The sequence below is a fragment of the Agromyces zhanjiangensis genome (assembly GCF_040496055.1).
GTDB lineage: Bacteria > Actinomycetota > Actinomycetes > Actinomycetales > Microbacteriaceae > Agromyces > Agromyces zhanjiangensis.
The window spans coordinates 18399-38885 of sequence record NZ_JBEPKB010000001.1; the positions used below are offsets into that span (position 1 = coordinate 18399).

Genomic DNA, 20487 nt, shown 5'->3' on the forward strand with positions numbered 1-20487 from the left:
ATACCTCCGCCAGCGGCGCGTTGACCTAGAATCGAACACGTAACGTGCTCCGGGGTCGGTGCAAGTCCGAACCGGCGGTGAAAGTCCGCGAGCCGCGAGCGCGTGACCATCCGGTCGCGCGCGGACGGTTGATCCGGTGGAATTCCGGGACCGACGGTGAAAGTCCGGATGGGAGGCAGCACGTGTCGTCGACGCCATGAGCGTGGTCGACCGGTCCGGCGATGCCCGGGCGCCCCGGAGCCTGGAAGGCAGGCGACAGGCGATGACCACGGCCACGCGTGCGACGACGGATGCCGCGATCATGCGTCGGGCGCTGGAGCTCGCGGAGCGCGGCCCCGCGAAGGGCGTGAACCCCCGCGTCGGGTGCGTCATCCTCTCCCCCGACGGCGACGTGCTGGCCGAGGGCTGGCACCGCGGTGCGGGCACCGCGCACGCCGAGGTCGACGCGCTGTCCCGGCTCGCACCCGGCGCCGCACGCGGCGCCACCGCCGTCGTCACCCTCGAACCGTGCAACCACGTGGGGCGCACGGGGCCGTGCGCGCAGGCGCTCGTCGAGGCCGGCGTCGCGCGCGTCGTCTACGCCGTCGACGACCCCGGCCGTCACTCCGCCGGCGGAGCCCGCACACTCCAGGACGCGGGCGTCGAGGTCGAGGGCGGCGTGCTCGCCGACGAGGTCGAGGCCTTCCTCGAGGACTGGCTCTTCGCGACCCGCGAGCGGCGCCCGCGCGTGAGCGTGAAGTGGGCGTCGAGCCTCGACGGCCGCGCCGCCGCCGCCGACGGCTCGAGCCGCTGGATCACCGGGCCCGAGGCGCGTGCGGACGTGCACCGTCGCCGGGCGGTCGCCGATGCCATCGCGGTCGGCACGGGCACCGTGCTCGCCGACGACCCGGCGCTCACCGCACGCGACGACGACGGTGCGCTGCTCGACGACCAGCCGACGCCGGTCGTCTTCGGCCGACGCGCGATCCCCGCCGGTGCGGCCGTGCTGCGGCATCCGATCGAGGCGGTCACGCTGTCCGGCGCCGACCTCGCCGACGACCTCGAGCAACTGCAGCGACGCGGCATCCGTTCGCTCTTCGTCGAGGGCGGCCCGACGCTCGCGAGCGCCTTCCTCTCGGCCGGCCTGGCCGACGAACTGCTCGTCTACCTCGCCCCCGCCGTCATCGGCGGCCCCCTCACCGCGATCGGCGACGTCGGCGTCGCGACGATCGCCGAGGCCCAGCGCTTCCACTTCACCGAGCTCGTGCGACTCGGCGACGACGTCCTCGTCATCGCCCGGCCGGGCACGGCCGCGCACCCCGACACCCACACCCGAGAAAGGGTCTGACATGTTCACCGGAATCATCGAGGAGCTCGGCGAGGTCACGCGCGTCGAGCCGGCGGCCGACGTCATGCGCGTGACGATCCGCGGTCCCGAGGTCGTCGACGGCGTGCGGCACGGCGACTCGATCGCGGTCTCCGGCGTCTGCCTGACCGTGGTCGACTCCGACGCGGAGACGTTCACCGCCGACGTGATGGCGCAGACCCTCGCGATGTCGACGCTCGACACCGTCGAGGCCGGTCGACGGGTCAACCTCGAGCGCGCGGCGCTGGTCGGCGACCGGCTCGGCGGCCACATCGTGCAGGGACACGTCGACGGCACGGCGGAGGTGCTGCAGGTCGTCCCCGGCGACGCGTGGCGCGTCGTCCGCTTCTCGCTGCCGTCGGGGCTCGCGGCACTCGTGGTCGACAAGGGCTCGATCGCGGTCGACGGCGTCTCGCTCACCGTGAGCGGCCTGGGCGACGAGCCGGAGGGTTCGTGGTTCGAGGTCTCGCTCATCCCCGAGACCCTCGCGGCCACGACGCTCGGCGCGCTCGAGCCCGGCGACCGGGTGAACCTCGAGACCGACGTGCTCGCGCGTCACGTGCAGCGGATGCTCCGGCTGGACGCGCACCACGCCCTGCCATCCTCGCTCGCCGAGCCGGGCGGCGAGTCCGGCTGGGGGTTGCGCGCGGACGACCCCGCATCCTCGACGATCGGGGGCGACCGATGAGCCTCGCCACGATCCCCGAGGTGCTCGACGCGCTCCGCGCGGGCAAGCCCGTCATCGTGGCCGACGACGAGGCGCGCGAGAACGAGGGCGACGCGATCATGGCGGCCGAGTTCGCCACCCGGGAGTGGATCGCCTGGATGGTGCGCAACACGAGCGGCTACCTGTGCGCGCCCATGCCGAACTCGTACGCGGACCGGCTCGGCCTGCCCCTCATGGTGGAGCGCAACGAGGACGTGCGCGGCACCGCGTACACGGTCTCCGTGGATGCCGCGGACCGCACGTCGACGGGCATCTCGGCCTCCGACCGGGCGCACACGCTGCGCGTGCTCGCCGATCCCGACTCGACGCCCGACACCCTCATCCGGCCGGGCCACATCCTCCCGCTCCGCGCGGTCGACGGCGGCGTACGCGAACGCGCCGGCCACACCGAGGCCGCCGTCGACCTCATGCGCCTCGCGGGCCTCTCGCCCGTCGGCGTGATCGGCGAACTCGTCGAGGACGACGGGGAGATGATGCGCCTGCCCGGGCTGATCGAGCTCGGCGAGCGCGAGGGGCTGCCGGTCACGACGGTCGCGGCGCTCGTCGACTGGCTCCGCGACCGGCACGGCGGGCAGGACCTCGCGGCGGGCGAGACCCCCGTGGCCATCGACGAGTCCCCGCGCGTGCAGTTCGAGGTGGAGACCAACCTGCCGACGATGCACGGCACGTTCCGCGTTCGCGCGTACCGCGACCGCAACACCGGCGCCGACCACCTCGCGATCATCGCGGGCGACCCGGCGGCCGACCCGGCCGGTGCGATCACCCGCGTGCACTCGGAGTGCCTCACCGGCGAGGCGATCGGCTCGCTGAAGTGCGAGTGCGGGCCGCAGCTCGATGCCGCACTCTCGACGATCGCGGACCGCGGCGGCGTCGTCGTCTACCTCCGCGGCCACGAGGGCCGGGGCATCGGCCTCATCAACAAGCTGCGCGCCTACCGCCTCCAGGAGGGCGGCCTCGACACGCTCGACGCGAACGTCGCGCTGGGCCTGCCGATCGACGCGCGCGACTACACCGCGGCGAGCGCCATCCTCGACGACCTCGGCGTCGATCGAGTGCGGCTGCTCACCAACAACCCTGAGAAGGTGCACCAGCTCGAGGCCCACGGCATCCGCATCGCCGACCGCCTCCCCCTCGTGGTGGGCGTCGGCGCGGTCAATGCCGGCTACCTCGAGACCAAGCGCACCCGCATGGGACACGCCATCGACGACCAGCAGCTGACCGAGGCTGCGGACGAACTGCTGAAGGGACACGCATCATGAGCGGAGCCGGATCACCTGAACTCGACGTCGACGGCGAGGGCCTCAACGTCGTGATCGTCGCCGGAAGCTGGCACGACGAGATCTCCGACGGCCTCATCGCGGGCGCGACGCGAGCGCTCGAGGCCGCGGGGGCGTCGTTCGAATTGGTCCGCGTGCCGGGCAGCTTCGAGCTCCCGGTCGTGTCGAAGGCCGCGCTCGAGGCGGGCGCCGACGCGGTCGTGGCGCTCGGCGTCATCATCCGCGGCGGCACGCCGCACTTCGAGTACGTCTCGTCGGCCGCGACCGACGGGCTGACGCGCGTCGCGCTCGACACCGGCAAGCCCGTGGGCTTCGGCGTGCTGACCCTCGACGACGAGCAGCAGGGCCTCGATCGGGCGGGACTGCCGGGCTCGAAGGAGGACAAGGGCCGCGAGGCGGCCGAGGCCGCGATCGCGACGGCGAACACGATCCGGGCGCTGCGCGGCTGACCGCGCCCGGACGACCGACGGGTCGTGCACGATGCGGACGCTCACGGTCGTGCCCGTCGAGTCGAAGACGCGCACGGTCACGGCGGCGTCCTATCCGGTGGACCCGATCGCGTCGAGCGCGGACTGCACCGACGAGCGATAGGCCTCGGAGGTGTAGGTGGCGCCCGAGACGTTCTCGACCTCGGTCGACTGGGCGGCCAGGATCTCCTCCCGGAGGATGGGTGCCGCCCTCGCGCTGACCTCGATCGACGTGTCGCTCGAATCGGTCAGCTTCACCGCGACGAGGTCGACGATGACCTCGGCGTCGACGACGACCTGCACCTGCACGGTGCCGTACTTCGTGTCGACGACGGCGCCGTCCACGGTGACCGGACCCGTCGGCGTCGCGGTCGGTGGGACGGTCGCGGCATCCGTCCCCGTCGGGTCGGGCACTGCGGTCGCCGACGGGCTCGCGGCGCTGCCGGCGTCGGTCGGGAGCCCGTACCCGGCACCGAGGAGCCACCCCGCGCCGAGGGTCGCCGTCGACGCGGAGACGAGGATGACTGCGCTCGAACGTCGCATCACCAGGCGAACCTCTCGCTGTGGATCTGGCGTCGCCGGAGCCCCGCCGACCGGGCGTCGGCGATCACGAGGTCGGCCCACACCGCCGGACCGCAGACGTACACGTCGGCGTCGACCAGGTCGGGGACGAGCGTGGCCAGCGACGCGTCGCCCATCGAGTCCGGCAGCCAGGTCCGCGTTCGGGTCGCCGGCGGGCCGACGACCTCGATCACGCGCACCGACGGGTGCTCGCGGAACGCATCGAACTCGCGTCGCAGGTAGAGCTGGCCGTCCTCGTTGGCGCGCAGGATGACGGTCACGCTCCGAGCGGCTCGCACCATCGAGTCGGCGAGCGCACGGATGGGCGTGATGCCGATCCCCGCGCCCATGAGCACGGCGTCGGGACTCGTCCGCGTCGCGGTCGTGAACACGCCGTACGGCCCCTCGAAGTACACGCGGGTCCCGGGCTCCAGCGAGAGCACGCGCCGGCTGTCGTCGCCGAGGTCGCGGACCGTGATGCGGAACGAACGCCCGTCCGGGGCGGCCGACAGGGAGTACGGGTGCCCCTCCCAGCGCAGTCCGGGCGACCAGAAGCGCCAGATCGAGTACTGGCCGCCCTCGCCGTGCAGCCGCTCGAGGTCGCGACCGGTCATGGTGACGGATGCCACCCCCGGCGCCTCCCGCACGACCTCCGTCACCCGGAGCCGGTGGCGCAGGTTCCGGCCGAGCGGGATGAGGACCCGGAACACGAGGATCAGCGCGAGCACGCCGAACGACACCGCCACCCAGTACCAGCGCGCCCACGTGCCCTCGGCGAAGAGCCCGCCCTGCGAGAACTGGTGCGGCAGGGCGAGGAGCACCGCCGCGTAGGTGACGAGGTGCACCAGGTACCAGAACTCGTGCGAGACGACCCGACGCACGACCGCGAGGGAGGTCACGACGACGAGGATGAACCCGGCCAGTGCCGCGAAGGCCTGCGGCATGTCGCGCATGGAGGTGAGCATCGCCGCAGCCTGGGCGATGGGGTCCCGGCCGAGGGCGAGGCCGTAGCCCCACATGAGCAGGAGGGCGTGGGCGATGAGCAGGATGATCGCCGGCTTGCCGAGCCATCGGTGCGCGGCGAGCGTGCGGTCGGCGCCGAAGGCCCGGTCGAGCAGCGGGACGCGGGCGACGAGCACGAGCATGATGAAGACGACGTTGCTGCCGACGAGCCCGGCGACGATGCCGAGCCCGGTGGGGACCTCGAGCGGGTTCGTGAAGTAGGACGCCCCGCCGTCGGCGAGGAAGAGGGCGAGCACCACCACGGTGGAGAACCACGCGACGCCCTCGAGGAGGTCGGCCAGGCGCACGCGGCCGAGGTGGCGACGTTGGAGCTGCACCGGCGTGGGCGCGAGCGGCTCGGGCAGCTCGCGGGTCGCGCCGGTCATCCTGCCTCCCACACGGTCGGGCGTCGAGCGGAATCGCCCCATCCTATGGGTCGGACGATCAGCGCAGGGGGGCCTTGGTCCTCGATCGCGCGGTGTCGCCCCGGCGCTTCGCGCCGAGCCATCCGGTCGCCCTGCCCCACGCCCACCAGGCGGCGAGGCCGACGGCGAACGACGCGACGATCGCGAGGGGCGGCGACCACTCCTCGATGCCCGGGTACACCTGCCAGTGGGTCAGGTAGACGAACATCGAGGCGGAGGCCACGGTGCCGACCGCTCCGGCGAGTGCGGCGGGCACCGGCAGGCTCGTGACCCAGATGAGCAGGGCGAGGCCGACGATCACGATCCCCTCGCGCACCGGGTCGCCGAAGAAGCCCGGCACCGTCGCCAGGACGATCGCGCTCGCGGCCGCCTTCCGCGGCAGCGTGGTCGACCGGGCGACCAGCCAGCCGAGGGCGATGAGCCACGCGATGGCGGGCAGCGCGTAGCGCATCGGCGACGACGGGGTGATCCCCCCGGAGACGACGTAGCGCACGATGAGGGCGATGCCGAGGACGGCCAGCGCGAAGGCGAACGGGTGGCGCCGTTCGAGCCTCGTGACGCCGGGGATCGCGAAGAGCGCGGCCAGCCCGACGATCGACCACACGAGCGTCTCGAGGAACCAGAACTGCCACTGCTCGCTCCAGGCGGTGGCGCCGGGCACGAGCCAGTTCGAGAGCAGCACCGTCGCGGGGTCGTACGTCCGGGCGACGAGGGCGACGCCGCCGATCCAGAGCACGGCGGGCACGGCGATGAGCGTCGCACTGCGGAGCAGGCCGCGCACGCGCCGGCGGCGCTCGGGGCGTTCGTCGACGACCCCTGTGGCGGAGCCGTTGAACCGGAATCGCGCGAGGTTGAAGCCGGCCACGGCGAGCAGCAGGTGCGCGCCGCCCTTCAGCTGCACGACGTCGGCGTGCGTCGCGACGATCAGGATGATCGCGATGGCGCGCAGGACGACGGAGGTCTCGAGCCGTGCGATGCGGCGGCGCCCGGTGGTCGACGCCGCACCCGTCGCCTGCGACGGGACGGCCGGCACCGCCCGACCGTCCGGCGGCACGCGGGCGTCGACGGCGGCCGGGGCCTCCACCGACAGCGCAGGCTCCACCGGCGGCACCGGCGCGCCGAACGAGCGGATGCTCCGGCTCGGCCAGTCGGCGGGGAGCGCGCCGACCAGCTCCTCGAGCCGAAGCGCGAGCTCGACGTAGTTCAGCGAGTCGCCGTCGAGCGAGGCGAAGCTGTCGTCCTCCGTGGCATCGGGCCGGCCGAGGAGCTCGGCGTACAGGTCGCGGAGCTCGGCGGCCGAGGGGGCCGATGGTGCGATGGGAGCGTCGGCCGGCGACGCGACCGGGGCATCGGTCGACCGGAGCAGCGTCGCGTGCGCGCGGAGCGCCGCGTGGTCGGGCTTGCCGTTCGCGGTGCGCGGGAAGTCGGCGAGCGCGTGCACGTCGAACGCGTGCACGGGCAGGCCCGTGTGCCGGGCCACCGCGTCCCGTGCGGCATCGACGAACCGGTCGTGGCGCACGAACACGGCGAGCCGCTCGTCGACGGCGACGCTGCGCGCCTCGAGGCCGTCGGCGACCAGCAGCCGTTCGATCCGGTCGAGGTCGAGGCGCAGGCCGAAGCTCTTCGCGAACCGGCTGAGCCGCCCCGTGATCTCGAGGAGGCCGTCGGCCCGGCGACGGGCCAGGTCGCCCGTCCGGAGCTCCGACAGCTCGGGTCCGCGGGCGAGGTCGGCCGGCGACTCGGCGTAGCCCATCATCACGTTGGGCCCGGCGTAGACGAGCTCGCCCTCTCCGGCGGCCGCGCCGGGGACGGACTCGTCGATGCGGAACGAGCCGCCCGGGATCGGCACGCCGATCGCGCCCGCGGCCGAGTCGGCGAGCGTCGGCGGCAGGTACGCCATGCGAGCGGTCGCCTCGGTCTGGCCGTACATGACGTAGAGGTCGAACCCGCGCTGCCGCCCGAGGCGGGCGAGGGCACGGACGCGGTCGGGCGCGAGGCGCCCGCCGGCCTGGGTGACGTACCTGAGGTCGGGCAGGTCGCGGCGCGCGAAGTCGGTGGTCTCGAGGAGTTCGTACGTGTACGGGACGCCCGCGAAGGAGGTCGCGCCGAGGTCCGCGAACTCGTCCCAGAACGTCGGCTCGACGATCGAGCGATCGGTGAGGAGCACGCTGCCGCCCGCGACGAGGTGGCTGTTCACGACGGAGAGGCCGTAGCAGTAGCCGAGCGGCAGCGTGGTCGCGGCACGGTCGTCGGGCGTCAGGGCGAGGTAGTCGGCGATGCTCCGTGCGTTCGCCGTCACGTTCGTCCGCGACAGCCGCACGAGCTTCGGCGACCCGGTCGAGCCCGACGTGCTCGCGAGCAGCGCGAGCTCGGGATGGAACGCGTGCGGCGCGCCGCCGGAGGCATCCGTCAGCTCGAACCCGCGCTCGTCGGCGCGGACGACGACGTCGGGCGCGTATCGGCTCACGAGCGCGTCGAGCGCGCCGCCCTCGATGCCCGCGGGCAGGAGCAGCACGGGGTGACCGGCCGCGAGCGCCGCCAGGTAGGTGACGACGGCTTCGACCGTGTTGCCGCCCGACAGGAAGACGAGTCGGCGTCCGTCGCCGAGCGCGCTGCGGCGGTCGTCGATCCGGTCGTGCAGCTCCGCGTAGTCGATCCGGGTGGTCGGCGTCACGAGCGCCGGGGCGCCGGGGTCGCCGCCGAGCAGGTCGAGCGCGGGCTCGGTCCTGGTCAGCAGCGTGGGCATGGCACCGGTCCGGTTCGTGGGCGTCGAGGGGGCAGGTCCGCCTGATCGGCGGAAAGGTAAGGCTAACCTTACGCGACGGCCGCGGCGTGCCGAAATCGACGACGATTCGTGACGGGCGAGCGCGCGGCATCCGTCACCGACCGACGCGCCGCGACAGCGGCGCGCCGCTCGTCGCACGACCGCCGCCGTTCGTCGCATCCGGTTCGTCCGGTCCCCGACCGCCCACGTAGCGTGTGCGGGTTGCCACGAGCAGCGGATCCATCGACCCGCGCGGTGCGGCGCCCGATCGACGCGCCCCGCGAGGGCCTCGCTCCCCATCGGAAGTCTCCCGCACCGCAATGACCGCAACCCAGTCCTCCGTCGACGCCCCGGCCACGACCCCCACCGCGCCCGTGAACTCGCGCGGCCGGGTCATCCTCGCCAGCCTCGTCGGCACCACGATCGAGTTCTACGACTTCTACGCGTACGCGACGGCCGCCGTCCTCGTGTTCCCGATCCTGTTCTTCCCCACCGGCAACCAGACCACGGCCCTCCTCGCCTCGTTCGGCGTGTTCGGCGCGGCGATGATCGCCCGCCCGATCGGCGCGATCGTCTTCGGCCACTTCGGCGACAAGCACGGCCGCAAGGCGACGCTCGTCGCGTCGCTGCTCGTCATGGGCGTCGCGACGTTCCTGATCGGCCTCCTGCCCACGTTCGGGCAGATCGGCTGGTTCGCCGCGCTCCTGCTCCTCGTGCTCCGCCTCGCGCAGGGCTTCGCCCTCGGCGGCGAGTGGTCGGGTGCCGCACTCGTGGCGACCGAGAACGCCCCGGCAGGCAAGCGCGCCTGGTACGGCACCTTCCCCCAGCTCGGTGCCCCGCTCGGCTTCATCATCGCGAACGGCCTCTTCCTCGCCATCAACCTCGCGGCGCCCTCGCGCGAGTGGTTCTTCGAGTGGGGATGGCGCGTGCCGTTCCTCTTCTCGGCCGTCATGGTCGTCGTGGGCCTCTGGGTGCGGCTCCGCCTCGTCGAGTCGAGCGCGTTCACGAAGGCGAGCGAGAAGGGCGCCATCCGCAAGCTGCCGCTCGGCACGGTGTTCCGGCACAACTGGCGCGAACTCGTCCTCGGCACGTTCTTCATGCTGGCCACGTACGTCCTCTTCTACCTGATGACGAACTTCACGCTGTCGTACGGCACGAAGGCCGCCGACCTGGAGACCGCGAGCGCCGCCGCCCGGGCCGCCGCCGAGGCGTCCGGCACGACGTTCGACGCGGGGGCCTTCGCCGCGCAGTTCTACCCGGGCCTCGGCTTCGGCTACGCCGACTTCGTCACCATGCAGATCATCGGCGTCGTCTTCTTCGGCGTCTTCACGCTCCTGTCGGGTCCGATCGCGGACGCCATCGGCCGCCGGCGCCTGCTCATCTGGGTGACCTCGGCGATCATCCTGTTCGGCCTGACGTTCAACCTGTTCCTGCTGCCGCAGCTCGACCCGAAGTTCACGGGCGCGCTCACGCAGGCGTTCCTCGTGTTCGGGTTCATGCTCATGGGCGCCACGTTCGGCCCGATGGGCGCCCTGCTGCCCGAGCTGTTCCCGACCAACGTGCGCTACACGGGATCGGCGATCGCGTACAACGTCGCCTCGATCCTCGGCGCCGCGGTCGCTCCGCTCATCGCGGTCGCGCTCTGGGCGGCGGCCGACGGCGAGCCGTGGCCGGTCGGCGTCTACCTCTCCGCGATGGGCGTGCTGACCCTCGTCGCGCTCCTCGTCTCGAAGGAGACGAAGGACGTCGACTACGAGGCCGCCGGCGTGCCGGCCGAGGGCCGGATCGCCGAGGGCGAGGCCGAGGCCGCGTCGCTCTAGGCGGCCCCCGAACCGATCGGCAGGGCGGATGCCGCGGGCTCGACGAGGCCCGCGGCATCCGCCTCGCTGCACGCGCGTGACGGTCGGCTCGACCCCCTTCTCGGCGCCGGGAGCGCGGCGTAGCATTCGGCTCGAGAGGGTCGCCGGGTCCCAAGGCCGGCTGCACCGACACCCGGCGCCCCGGAGACGGCGGGTGCGGGATGAACATGACGATGGACATGATGAAGGGCGCCATGTCGGCGTCGGACATGCCCATGAAGGACATGGACATGTCGATGATGCAGGAGTGTATGGAGGCCCTCTCCGCGTGCATGCAGGCGTGCGTCATGTGCGCCGACGCCGACGCGGGCGAGGGCATGGGTCGCTGCGCCGCGATGTGCGCGAACTGCGCCGACGTGTGCGACGCGATGATGCGGATGATGCTCCGCACCTCCGGCTACGACATGCAGGTCATGATGTCGATGATGGAGGCGTGCGTCGCGATGTGCCGCGCCTGCTCGGCCGAGTGCATGACGCACGCCGAGATGAGCGAGCACTGCCGCATGTGCGCCATGGCCTGCGACCAGGCCGTCATGGCGATGGAGAGGATGATGGGCGCGATGAAGGAGATGATGCCGGCGAGCTGACGCGCGCTCCCATCACGTCGACGCGGCCCGATGCGGCCGCGTCGCGTGCGCCGGGCGCCGACGTCGTGCGCGTCAGACGGCCGCGACGCTGTAGCGGTCGTCGCCGCGGGCCAGCACGCCGTAGACGGGGTGCAGCGCCACGGGGTCGCCGACCGCGAGCCGCCCGGTGAGGGCGCCGTGGTTCCACACGCGGTGGGCGCCGCCCTCGAGGTCGACGAGTTCGACGAACCCGTCTGGCGCCGAGGCGACGACGACCGCGTCGGTCCACCGGCTCGCGACGATCCGCGAGAGCCGGTCCTGCATCGGGTGCAGCCCGTGGCCGGGCCGGTGGCTCGAGCAGGCCCCGCCCTCGACGCAGCCGCGCATGCCCATCGCGAGGCCCGAGAGGGACTCGGCGGCGGCGTGCGGGTTCTGCGGCGACATGGCGTGCTCCTCGGTCGGTCGGTTCGTGCAGGCGACGATACGCCGGGGCGTGACGGATGTCGCGGGGCGCCGTCACACGTGGACACACGCCGCCCGGGCCCGACGACGCCGCCCGACGGCGCGTCCGCCGCGCACCAGCACGCCGTCCCCCGGACGCCGCATACGATGAGGCGCATGCAGCCCGACCGCTCCCCCGCCCTCCGCGTCGCCGACCGGGTGCGCGATGCCGTCGACTCCGGGCGGCCGGTGCTCGCCCTCGAATCGACCATCCTGACGCACGGGCTGCCGAGCCCGCGGAACCTCGAGGTCGGACTCGCGACCGAGGCCCTCGTTCGCGAGGCCGGGGTCGAGCCCGCGACGATCGGGGTCGTCGGCGGCACGGCGGTGGTCGGCCTGGACGAGCACGAGATCGAGCGCCTCTGCACCGCCGACGATGTCGTCAAGGCGAGCACGCGCGATCTCCCGGTGGCGCGGGCGGCGGGCCTTCATGCGGGCACGACGGTCGCGGCCACCGCGTGGCTGGCCCACCGCGCCGGCATCCGCGTGTTCTCGACGGGCGGCCTCGGCGGGGTGCATCGCGGCGCCAGCGACACCTTCGACGAGTCGACCGACCTCCCGGCGCTCGCCGCGACGCCCATCGTGGTCGTGAGCGCCGGCGTGAAGTCGATCCTCGACGTGGGCGCGACGCTCGAACGCCTCGAGACGCTCGGCATCACCGTCGTCGGGCACCGGACCGACCGCTTCCCCGGGTTCTACGTCGCCGACTCGGGGTTCCCCGTCACGGCTCGCGTCGAGTCCGCGACCGAGGCCGCGGAGCTGGCGCGCGCCCGCGACGAGCTCGGCCTCGCCTCCGCGGTGCTGGTCGCGAACCCGGTCGCCGAGTCCGAGCAGCTCGACCCCGACGTGCACTCGCGCGTCCTCGCCGAGGCGCTCGCCGCAGCGGATGCCGCGGGCGTGACCGGCCACGACACGACGCCGTTCCTGCTCGACTTCGTCCAGCGCGCGACCGGCGGCCGCAGCCTCGAGGCGAACCTCGCCGTCTACCGCGGCAACGCACGGCTCGGTGCGGAGATCGCGCGTGCGCTCGCCGGCTGAGCCGCGCGGCGCCGTCGACGGCGTCCTCGTCGTGGTCGGCGACCTGCTCGAGGACGTCGTGGTGTGGGCGACCGAGCCGATCCGCGCAGCGACCGACTCGGCGGCGCAGGTGTTCCGGTCGCGCGGCGGCAGCGCCGCCAACGTCGCCGCGCACGCCGCGGCACGCACGCCGACGAGGTTCATCGGGCGGGTCGGCGACGACGACGCGGGAACCGCGCTCGCGTCCTCCCTCGCTGCGGGCGGGGTCGACGTTCGCGTCCAGCGCGAGGGACGGACGGGCGCGGTCGTGCTCGTCGTCGCGCCCGACGGCGAGCGGACGATGTTCCCCGACCGGGCGTCCGCCGCCGGGCTCGCCGACGTCGACCCCGAGTGGCTCGACGGCATCGCGTGGCTGCACGTGCCGAGCTACGGCTTCGAGCACGAGCCCATGCGAAGCGAGGTGCACCGCCTCGTCGCGCTCGCGCGCGACCGCGCGGCGCGCGTGTCGATCGACGCCTCGTCGACCGGGCTGCTCGACGGACTCGGCGTCGACCACGTGCTCGGCCTGTTCGTCGACCTCCGGCCCGACGTCCTGTTCGCGAACGAGACCGAGGCCGAGCTGCTGGGCGTGGCCGGCGGCGGCGGCGTCGCGGCCTCCGTCGCCGATCGGGTCGTCGTGAAGCACGGGCCGCACCCGACCGAGGTCTTCGACGGCGGCGAGCGCATCGCGCGCGTGCCGGTGCCGCCCGTCGCCGACGTGCGCGACCTGACCGGCGCCGGCGACGCGTTCGCGGCCGGGTACGTCGCGGCCGCCCTGGCCGGCGCGGATGCCACGTCGGCGTGCGTCGCGGGGCACGCGCTCGCGGCATCCGTCATCGCCTCGCCCGGGGGTGGCGTCGCGCCCGCGTGAGCGCCGTCCGCCGACCCCGCGCTCTCCACAGACGTCACCGGCCGGACGCCGGGCTCCCAGCCTGGCGACGTATGCTGCAATGCGGCCCGCGATCCCCCGACGACGGATGCCGCCGACGCGCGCCGCGAAGGAAGACCTCATGAGCGACACCGAGACCACACCCGTCACCCGCGCCGCAGCCCGAGCCGCCGAGCGCGCGGCGGAGCGTGCGGCCCGCACCGGCAGCATCCCGCTCGTCGGCCGACGAGACCCCGCCGCCCGACGACCCGGCGGCGCCGACACGGACGGCACCGCCGCCGCCGGCGACGCCGGGGCTCCCCGCCCCCCGCGCCGCAGCCCGTTCGGGCGCCGCGGCGACACCCCGCCCGGGCCTCGCGCGACGTTCCGCCAGCTGCTGCCGTTCATCTTCGAGCACCGGCCGGTGCTCCTCCTCGTCGCCGCGCTCTCGATCGTCGGCGCTATCGCGAGCCTCGCGCAGCCGCTCCTCGTCGGTCGCGTCATCACGCTCGTCGAGGCCGGCGACCCGCTCGACGGGCTCGTCTGGGTGCTCGTCGTCCTCGTCGTGGTGAGCGCGATCATCACGGGCTACCAGCACTACCTGCTCCAGCGCACCGGAGAGGGCGTCGTGCTCTCGAGCCGGCGCCGCCTCATCGCGAAGATCCTGCACCTGCCGATCGCCGAGTTCGACACGCGCCGCACCGGCGACCTCGTCTCGCGAGTCGGCAGCGACACGACGATGCTCCGCGCCGTGCTCACCCAGGGCCTCGTCGAGGCGATCGGCGGCGCGGTCACGTTCGTCGGCGCGCTCATCGCGATGCTCGTCATCGACGCGGCGCTCCTCGGACTCACCGTCCTCGTCATCGCGGTCGCGATCACGACCGTCACCCTGCTGTCCGCTCGAGTGCGCGAGGCCTCGCACGCCGCGCAGGCGAAGGTCGGCGACGTCGCAGCCTCGGTCGAGCGCGCCATCACCTCGGTGCGCACGATCCGAGCCGCGGGCGCGACCGAGCGCGAGGTGCGCGATGTCGAGGTCGAGGCCGAGGGGGCCTGGGAGATGGGGGTCAAGGTCGCGCGGATCTCGGCGCTCATCGTCCCGATCGCGGGCATCGCGATGCAGGTGTCGTTCCTCGTCGTCCTCGGCGTGGGCGGCTTCCGCGTCGCATCGGGCGCGATCACGATCGCCGACCTCGTCGCCTTCATCCTGTTCCTCTTCATGATGATCCTGCCGCTCGGCCAGGCGTTCGGCGCGATCACGTCGGTCAACCAGGCGCTCGGCGCGCTCGGGCGCATCCAGGAGATCCTGGACCTGCCCGACGAGGACGCGAACGACCGGCAGCTGGCCGCACGCGCCGTCATGGTCGGTCCGGCGAACGAGGGCCTGCTCCCGGATGCCGCGGCCGTCGAGTTCGACGACGTCCACTTCGCGTACGCGCTCACCCGGCCGTCCGACCCCGCCGATCCCGGCAACGACTCGCCCGACGAGCACCTGCCCGAGCCCGACGTGACCGACCGCCAGCCCGTGCTGCGCGGCGTCTCGTTCCGTGTCCCGCGCGGTCAGCGCATCGCACTGGTCGGCCCGTCCGGCGCGGGCAAGTCGACCATCCTGTCGCTCATCGAGCGCTTCTACGACCCGAGCGTCGGCACCGTCCGACTCGGCGGACTCGACCTCCGGTCGCTCGACCGCACCGAGCTCCGCGCGCAGATCGGCTACGTCGAACAGGACGCGCCCGTGCTCGCCGGCACCATCCGCGACAACCTGAAGCTCGGCAGCCCCGATGCGACCGATGAGGAGTGCGTGCACGTGCTGCACGCCGTGAACCTCGGTTCGGTCCTCGAGCGCGACCCCGCCGGCCTCGACGCGCAGGTCGGCGAGAACGGCATCATGCTCTCGGGCGGCGAGCGCCAGCGACTCGCGATCGCCCGGGCGCTGCTCGCCGCGCCGCCGATCCTGCTGCTCGACGAGTCCACGTCCTCGCTCGACGGCGTGAACGAGCGCATGATGCGGGAGGCGATCGATGCGGTCGCCGCCGGGCGCACGCTCATCGTCATCGCGCACCGGCTCTCCACGGTCGTGGACTCCGACCGCATCGTGGTCGTCGAGGACGGCCGCGTCATCGGCGAGGGCACCCACCAGGAACTCGTCGAGACCGTGCCGCTCTACCGCGAGCTCGCCGAGCACCAGCTGCTGGTCTGACCCGAGGCACCCCCACCTCGGATTCAGGGTTGACCCCCACCCCGCCCCGGGGCCTGCGCGGATGCCGCGTACCCCGGGGCGTTCGTACCGTGTCCTCATCGCGTTTCCGGCGCGCACGCGCCACCCACCCGGAGGACCATCATGACCTTGCTCGACGCTCCCAGGACCGCTGCCCGCGGCGCGACGACCGTGCGCGACCTCGCCGCGGTCCTCGCCGCTCCCGCCACCGCCGAGGATGAGGCGCCGACCTCGCCCGAGCCCACGTTCGACGCCCTCCGCTCACGCCTCCAGTCGTGGCTGCGCGAGTGGGACACCCAGCGACTCCCCGCATTCGAGCAGGCGCGCTCCGTCGCCCCGGCGGGCGACCGTCCCAGCTCGCTCCGCGCCGCTCCCACGCGCACGGACGGCGCGGTGCGCATCACCGCGAGCCTGTACGACCCGCCGAGCCGCGGCGGCGACCCGCTCGCCTGGACCCGCAACTGGGTCACCGCGGTCGTGCTGCCGACGGCTCCCGCCGACGGCCGCGTGTTCTACCGCTTCCGCGTCGGCAGCCGGCTCGTGCTCGACGGCCGGGCCGAGACCGCGCTCGTCTCGACGAGCGTGCACGTCGGCGTGGTCCCGGACGCCGCATCCGGCAGCCCGTTCGACGTGCCCGGGTTCGCCACTCCGACGCTCCGGCCCCTCATCGGCGTGACCGCGCGCGAGGACGTCGACGCGCAGGCGGAGCAGGACGTCGAGGGCTCGATCGCCGTGCGCGCGGGCGAGTCGCCCGTCATCGGCATCGTCGTGGGCGCCGACGTCGTGTTCCGCGACGGCTGGATGCGCGTCCACGAGGGGTCGGGCCTCTGGGTCGGCGCCGCCGACCGCGGACCGACCGGATCGGTCGAGGTGCGCTTCGCGCCCGACGCCCTGCTCGACCTCTTCGGCGAGGCCGGCGTCTGACGCCCACGGGGCATCCCATGCGGCGTAGCCTCGCCGCATGGGACGCTTCGCGGTGGTGCTGCCGATCGACCCGCTCGCCGTCGGCGCGGCGTTCCGCGTCTCGTCGTGGCCGCTTCACGTCACGGTCGTCGAGCCGTTCGAGACCCGGCACGACGCCGAGTGGGTCGCCGACGTCATGGCACCGGTGCTGCACGGCCGACGGGCGGTCGAGGTCACGGCCTTCGACCGGGCGATGTTCGGACGGCGCCGCGACGTGCCCGTGACCCTCGTCGGGGACGACGGACCGCTCGGAGCGATGCGCACGCGCCTGCTCGATGCCCTGCGGGAGGCCGACGTCGACGTCGCGCGGGCGCGCTTCGACTTCCGGCCGCACGTGACCGATACCGCGCACGGTTCGATGCCGACGGGCCGGACCGCCCGGCTCGTCCAGGTCGCACTGGTCGACCTCCGGCCGCCGGAAGGCCGCGCGATGCGCTCGGTCGCGGCCGTCTGGTCGCTCGACGGCTGACGCCGGCGCGATCACGCGTCGTCAGTGCGGACCCCCATGACTCCACTCCCGAACTTCCGGGTCGTCGCGACGCCGTTGCGCGTCCGCGTCGTCCCAGAGGTCAGGACCCTCGGTTCCCGCTGAGCGGTCGCGACGGATGCGCGACGCGAGCACGAACCCGAGGACGACCAGGACCACGACGATCCCGATTGCGATCCATACCCACTCCATGACCGCACGCTACTCCCGCGACCCTCCCCCGGCAACGGCCCCCGACGCATCCTCGCCGACGGCGGCATAGCGCGCCTTCTGCCACGGCCAGCGGCCGGAGATCTCGACCTCGAGCGACCAGCTCAGGAAGGTCCTGATCACCACGATGAGCGCGAGGACCGAGACCGACTCGAGCGTGGGCTCGACGGCCACCGTCCTGATGATGTCGGCGGCCACGAGCAGCTCGAGGCCGATGAGGATGCCGCGGCCGAGCACGCGACGGAACCGCGCGTACACCGGCCCCATGTTCCGGACGCGCCGGATCGCGGCATCCGCCATCGCGTAGAGCACGCCGACGACGATCGCGACGACGCCGAGGACGTCGATGACCTCGCCGACCCGCGTGATGACCGCCCCGATCTCCATGGTCCCTCCGCGGTCACGGTAGCCCCGGTCGCCGATGCGACGGGGGACCTGCGCCGCGTGGCGCGTCGGGGATCGGGAGCCGGGGCTTCCGGCCGCCGTCGATGAGGACGAGAATGCGCTCATCGGCCGACGCCGATGCCGGCCGCCTTCCCTCAGAGGAGATCGACCATGAACGCGCTCCGAATCCTGTCCGTCATGGCGTTGGCCGTCGCCGCATCACTGGCTCCGGTCGGCGCCCATGCCGCCCAACCCGACACGTACACCGCGCAGCTCAGCGCCGGGCAGGAGGTCCCGGCGAACCCCTCGCTCGCGCGCGGCGCGGCGATCTTCCAGCTGTCCGCCGACGGCACCGAGCTCGAGTACCGCCTCATCGTGGCGAACCTCGAGAATCCGATCGCGTCGCACATCCACCTCGCACCCGCGGGCCTGAACGGCGCCGTCGTGGCCTTCCTGTACGGTCCCGGGCCTGCGGCGTCCGGCCAGACGAGCGGGGTCCTCGCGACAGGCACCATCACGGCCGACGACCTGGTCGGCGCCCTCGCCGGTCAGCCGCTGAGCGCCCTCATGGCCGAGATCGAGGCCGGCAACGCCTACGTCAACGTGCACACCAACGACGGCGAACCGCCGGCGAACACCGGGCCCGGAGACCTGGCGAGCGGCGAGATCCGCGGCCAGATCGGCTGACCCGCCGAAGGAAGCGGCGACGGATGCCGCGGGCGTGACGTGCCTTCCCGTGCACGTCGCGCCCGCGGCATCCGTCGCCTGCGCGCCCCCCGCGCGCGTCACCGCCGGTCGTCGCCCACCCCTGAGCGACGACCGGCGGAGATCCGGCTACGACACCTGCTGCTGCAGGTGGTACCGGAGGCTGGAGAGCTCGGCCTTGAGCGCTGCAGGCACCCGGTCGCCGAACTGGCCGAAGTACTCCTCGGTGAGGTCGCACTCCGCGAGCCACGTCGTCGGGTCGACCTCGAAGAGCTGCGCGAGCGCGTCGTCCGAGATCTCGATGCCGTCGAGGTCGAGCGAGCCCTCGGCCGGCAGGTTGCCGATCGGCGTCTCGTCGGCCTCCGCCGTGCCCTCGATGCGACCCACGACCCACTCGATCACGCGCGAGTTCTCGCCGAAGCCGGGCCAGAGGAACTTCCCGTCGTGGCCCTTGCGGAACCAGTTGACCTGGAAGATCTTCGGCGCGTTCGTGCCGAGGATGCGACCCATCTTGACCCAGTGGCCCCAGTAGTCGGCCATGTTGTACCCGCAGAACGGGAGCATCGCGAACGGGTCGCGGCGGAGCTCGCCGACGGTGCCCTCGGCGGCCGCGGTCTGCTCGGACGAGATCGTGGCACCCATGAACACGCCGTGCTTCCACGAGCGGGCCTCGGCGACGAGCGGGACGTTCGTCGCGCGGCGACCGCCGAACAGGATCGCGTCGATGGGCACGCCGTCGTGCGCGTCCCAGTCGTCCGAGATCTGCGGGCACTGCGCGGCCGCGACCGTGAAGCGCGAGTTCGGGTGCGCCGCCGGGCGGCCCGACGCCGGCGTCCAGGCGTTGCCCTGCCAGTCCGTGAGCTCGGCCGGGACCGTGTCGGTCAGGCCCTCCCACCAGACGTCGCCGTCCGGGCGGAGCGCGACGTTCGTGAAGATCGTGTTGCCCCAGAGGGTCTGCACGGCCGTCGGGTTGGTGGTCTCGCCGGTGCCGGGCGCGACGCCGAAGAAGCCGGCCTCGGGGTTGATCGCGTAGAGTCGCCCGTCCTCGCCGGGGCGCATCCAGGCGATGTCGTCGCCGATCGTCTCGACCTTCCAGCCCGGGATCGTGGGGCGGAGCATCGCGAGGTTCGTCTTGCCGCAGGCCGACGGGAACGCCGCGGCGATGTGGTACGCCTTGCCCTCCGGCGAGGTGACCTTGATGAGGAGCATGTGCTCGGCGAGCCATCCCTCGTCGCGCGCCATCACGCTCGCGATGCGCAGCGCGAACGCCTTCTTGGCCAGCAGTGCATTGCCGCCGTAGCCCGAACCGTACGACCAGATCTCGCGCGAGTCCGGGAACTGCACGATGTACTTCGTCTCGTTGCAGGGCCACTCCACGTCGTCCCGTCGGTGGCCGACGCCGTCGATCAGCGGGTAGCCGAGCGAGTGGATGGTGCGCACCCACGGCTCGCCGGCCTCGATCAGCCGGTACACCTGCTCGCCCATGCGCGTCATGATGCCCATCGAGAGCACGACGTAGGGCGAGTCGGTGATCTCGACGCCGAGCTGGCTGATCTCGCCGCCGAGCGGGCCCATCGAGAAGGGGACGACGTACATCGTGCGGCCCTTCATCGAGCCGGTGAAGACGCCGACGAGCTCCTCGCGCATCGCGTGCGGGTCGCGCCAGTTGTTCGTGGGTCCCGCGTCCTCCTCGTAGGTGGAGCAGATGAACGTGCGGTCCTCGACGCGCGCGACGTCCGACGGGTCGGTGCGAGCGAGGTAGCTGTTGGGACGCCACTCGGGGTTGAGCTTGATCAGCTTGCCCTCGGCGATGAGCTGGCGCGTGAGCTGGTCGGCCTCCTGCTTGGAGCCGTCGCACCAGACGATGTCGTCGGGCTGGGTGATCGCGGCGATCTCGGCGACCCAGGCGCGCAGCGCCGCGTCGGTCGTGCCGCGCGGGCGGTCCTCCGCGTCCGAGGCGGGTCCGGAGGCGCTGACCGAGAAGTCGGAGATGGTCATCGTCGTCCTTTCGAGGAGTTCGGAGAGCCGCCGTGATCGGTGGCGTGTTTCCAGTCTGAGCGAGGATGCGACATCCATTCGGCCGTTTCGCGGGTTAAGAATGTGCG

At 73.1% G+C, this 20487-nt stretch carries 18 protein-coding genes and 1 riboswitch; of the genes, 12 read left to right on the plus strand and 6 right to left on the minus strand.

The annotated features are described in order from the left end of the window. Nucleotides 1-40 precede the first annotated feature (40 nt). A riboswitch (FMN riboswitch) is annotated at nucleotides 41-186 on the plus strand. Nucleotides 187-262: 76 nt separating this feature from the next. The 4 genes from ribD to ribH are packed head-to-tail and all read left to right on the plus strand — an operon-like array spanning nucleotide 263 to nucleotide 3798. Then, nucleotides 263-1327, plus strand: a complete 1065-nt coding sequence (gene ribD, locus ABME02_RS00085) for a bifunctional diaminohydroxyphosphoribosylaminopyrimidine deaminase/5-amino-6-(5-phosphoribosylamino)uracil reductase RibD (protein WP_353813227.1) — start codon at nucleotides 263-265, stop codon at nucleotides 1325-1327. Between the two features lies 1 nt (nucleotide 1328). Then, a complete protein-coding gene (locus tag ABME02_RS00090; protein WP_353813228.1) occupies nucleotides 1329-2033 on the plus strand; it encodes a riboflavin synthase in 705 nt (234 codons plus the stop codon). Beyond that, complete coding sequence (ribA, locus tag ABME02_RS00095; protein ID WP_353813229.1) at nucleotides 2030-3331, plus strand: GTP cyclohydrolase II; 1302 nt, start codon at nucleotides 2030-2032, stop codon at nucleotides 3329-3331. The genes ABME02_RS00090 and ribA overlap by 4 nt, the downstream gene beginning before the upstream one ends. Next, on the plus strand, nucleotides 3328-3798 hold the full coding sequence (gene ribH / locus ABME02_RS00100; protein WP_353813230.1) for a 6,7-dimethyl-8-ribityllumazine synthase: 471 nt from the start codon (nucleotides 3328-3330) through the stop codon (nucleotides 3796-3798). Before ribA ends, ribH begins: the two co-directional genes overlap by 4 nt. Before the next feature lie 90 nt (nucleotides 3799-3888). Here ribH and ABME02_RS00105 read toward each other — a convergent pair whose 3' ends face one another. From ABME02_RS00105 to ABME02_RS00115, 3 genes are read right to left on the minus strand one after another with little or no spacing between them, the layout of a single operon-like run. Beyond that, nucleotides 3889-4359, minus strand: coding sequence for an FMN-binding protein (locus ABME02_RS00105; protein ID WP_353813813.1), 471 nt, complete (start codon nucleotides 4357-4359; stop codon nucleotides 3889-3891). Then, the gene (locus ABME02_RS00110; protein WP_353813231.1) at nucleotides 4359-5765 is read right to left on the minus strand and encodes a ferredoxin reductase family protein; all 1407 of its coding nucleotides are present in this window, start codon (nucleotides 5763-5765) and stop codon (nucleotides 4359-4361) included. The genes ABME02_RS00105 and ABME02_RS00110 overlap by 1 nt, the downstream gene beginning before the upstream one ends. A gap of 58 nt (nucleotides 5766-5823) precedes the next feature. After that, nucleotides 5824-8550, minus strand: a complete 2727-nt coding sequence (locus ABME02_RS00115; protein WP_353813232.1) for an AMP-binding protein — start codon at nucleotides 8548-8550, stop codon at nucleotides 5824-5826. A 338-nt stretch (nucleotides 8551-8888) separates the two neighbouring features. Between ABME02_RS00115 and ABME02_RS00120 the strand changes: the two genes are divergently transcribed. Continuing rightward, on the plus strand, nucleotides 8889-10388 hold the full coding sequence (locus tag ABME02_RS00120) for an MFS transporter (protein WP_353813233.1): 1500 nt from the start codon (nucleotides 8889-8891) through the stop codon (nucleotides 10386-10388). A gap of 206 nt (nucleotides 10389-10594) precedes the next feature. Continuing rightward, nucleotides 10595-11014, plus strand: a complete 420-nt coding sequence (locus ABME02_RS00125; protein WP_353813234.1) for a four-helix bundle copper-binding protein — start codon at nucleotides 10595-10597, stop codon at nucleotides 11012-11014. Between the two features lie 72 nt (nucleotides 11015-11086). Here the strand turns inward: ABME02_RS00125 and ABME02_RS00130 are convergent, their stop codons facing one another. After that, nucleotides 11087-11437, minus strand: a complete 351-nt coding sequence (locus ABME02_RS00130; RefSeq protein ID WP_353813235.1) for a hypothetical protein — start codon at nucleotides 11435-11437, stop codon at nucleotides 11087-11089. Nucleotides 11438-11611: 174 nt separating this feature from the next. Between ABME02_RS00130 and ABME02_RS00135 the strand changes: the two genes are divergently transcribed. The 5 genes from ABME02_RS00135 (at nucleotide 11612) to ABME02_RS00155 (ending at nucleotide 17065) form a co-directional block, all read left to right on the plus strand. After that, a complete protein-coding gene (locus ABME02_RS00135; RefSeq protein ID WP_353813236.1) occupies nucleotides 11612-12532 on the plus strand; it encodes a pseudouridine-5'-phosphate glycosidase in 921 nt (306 codons plus the stop codon). Further along, the gene (locus ABME02_RS00140) at nucleotides 12516-13421 is read left to right on the plus strand and encodes a carbohydrate kinase family protein (protein WP_353813237.1); all 906 of its coding nucleotides are present in this window, start codon (nucleotides 12516-12518) and stop codon (nucleotides 13419-13421) included. The genes ABME02_RS00135 and ABME02_RS00140 overlap by 17 nt, the downstream gene beginning before the upstream one ends. Before the next feature lie 139 nt (nucleotides 13422-13560). Beyond that, on the plus strand, nucleotides 13561-15615 hold the full coding sequence (locus ABME02_RS00145) for an ABC transporter ATP-binding protein (RefSeq protein ID WP_353813238.1): 2055 nt from the start codon (nucleotides 13561-13563) through the stop codon (nucleotides 15613-15615). 141 nt (nucleotides 15616-15756) lie between these two features. After that, nucleotides 15757-16557: a hypothetical protein gene (locus ABME02_RS00150; protein WP_353813239.1), complete on the plus strand. Its 801-nt coding sequence runs from the start codon at nucleotides 15757-15759 to the stop codon at nucleotides 16555-16557. Nucleotides 16558-16594: 37 nt separating this feature from the next. Continuing rightward, the gene (locus tag ABME02_RS00155) at nucleotides 16595-17065 is read left to right on the plus strand and encodes a 2'-5' RNA ligase family protein (protein ID WP_353813240.1); all 471 of its coding nucleotides are present in this window, start codon (nucleotides 16595-16597) and stop codon (nucleotides 17063-17065) included. 219 nt (nucleotides 17066-17284) lie between these two features. On the opposite strand, the gene ABME02_RS00160 is transcribed toward ABME02_RS00155, so the two are convergent. Continuing rightward, nucleotides 17285-17680 carry a DUF1622 domain-containing protein gene (locus ABME02_RS00160; protein WP_353813241.1) on the minus strand — a complete coding sequence of 132 codons (396 nt, stop codon included), beginning with the start codon at nucleotides 17678-17680 and terminating at the stop codon, nucleotides 17285-17287. 168 nt (nucleotides 17681-17848) lie between these two features. On the opposite strand from ABME02_RS00160, the gene ABME02_RS00165 reads away from it, so the two are divergent. Beyond that, entirely contained in the window at nucleotides 17849-18364 is a 516-nt protein-coding gene (locus tag ABME02_RS00165; RefSeq protein ID WP_353813242.1) for a CHRD domain-containing protein, read from the plus strand. Between the two features lie 147 nt (nucleotides 18365-18511). Here ABME02_RS00165 and ABME02_RS00170 read toward each other — a convergent pair whose 3' ends face one another. Further along, a complete protein-coding gene (locus tag ABME02_RS00170; protein ID WP_353813243.1) occupies nucleotides 18512-20380 on the minus strand; it encodes a phosphoenolpyruvate carboxykinase (GTP) in 1869 nt (622 codons plus the stop codon). Between the last annotated feature and the right edge of the window lie 107 nt (nucleotides 20381-20487).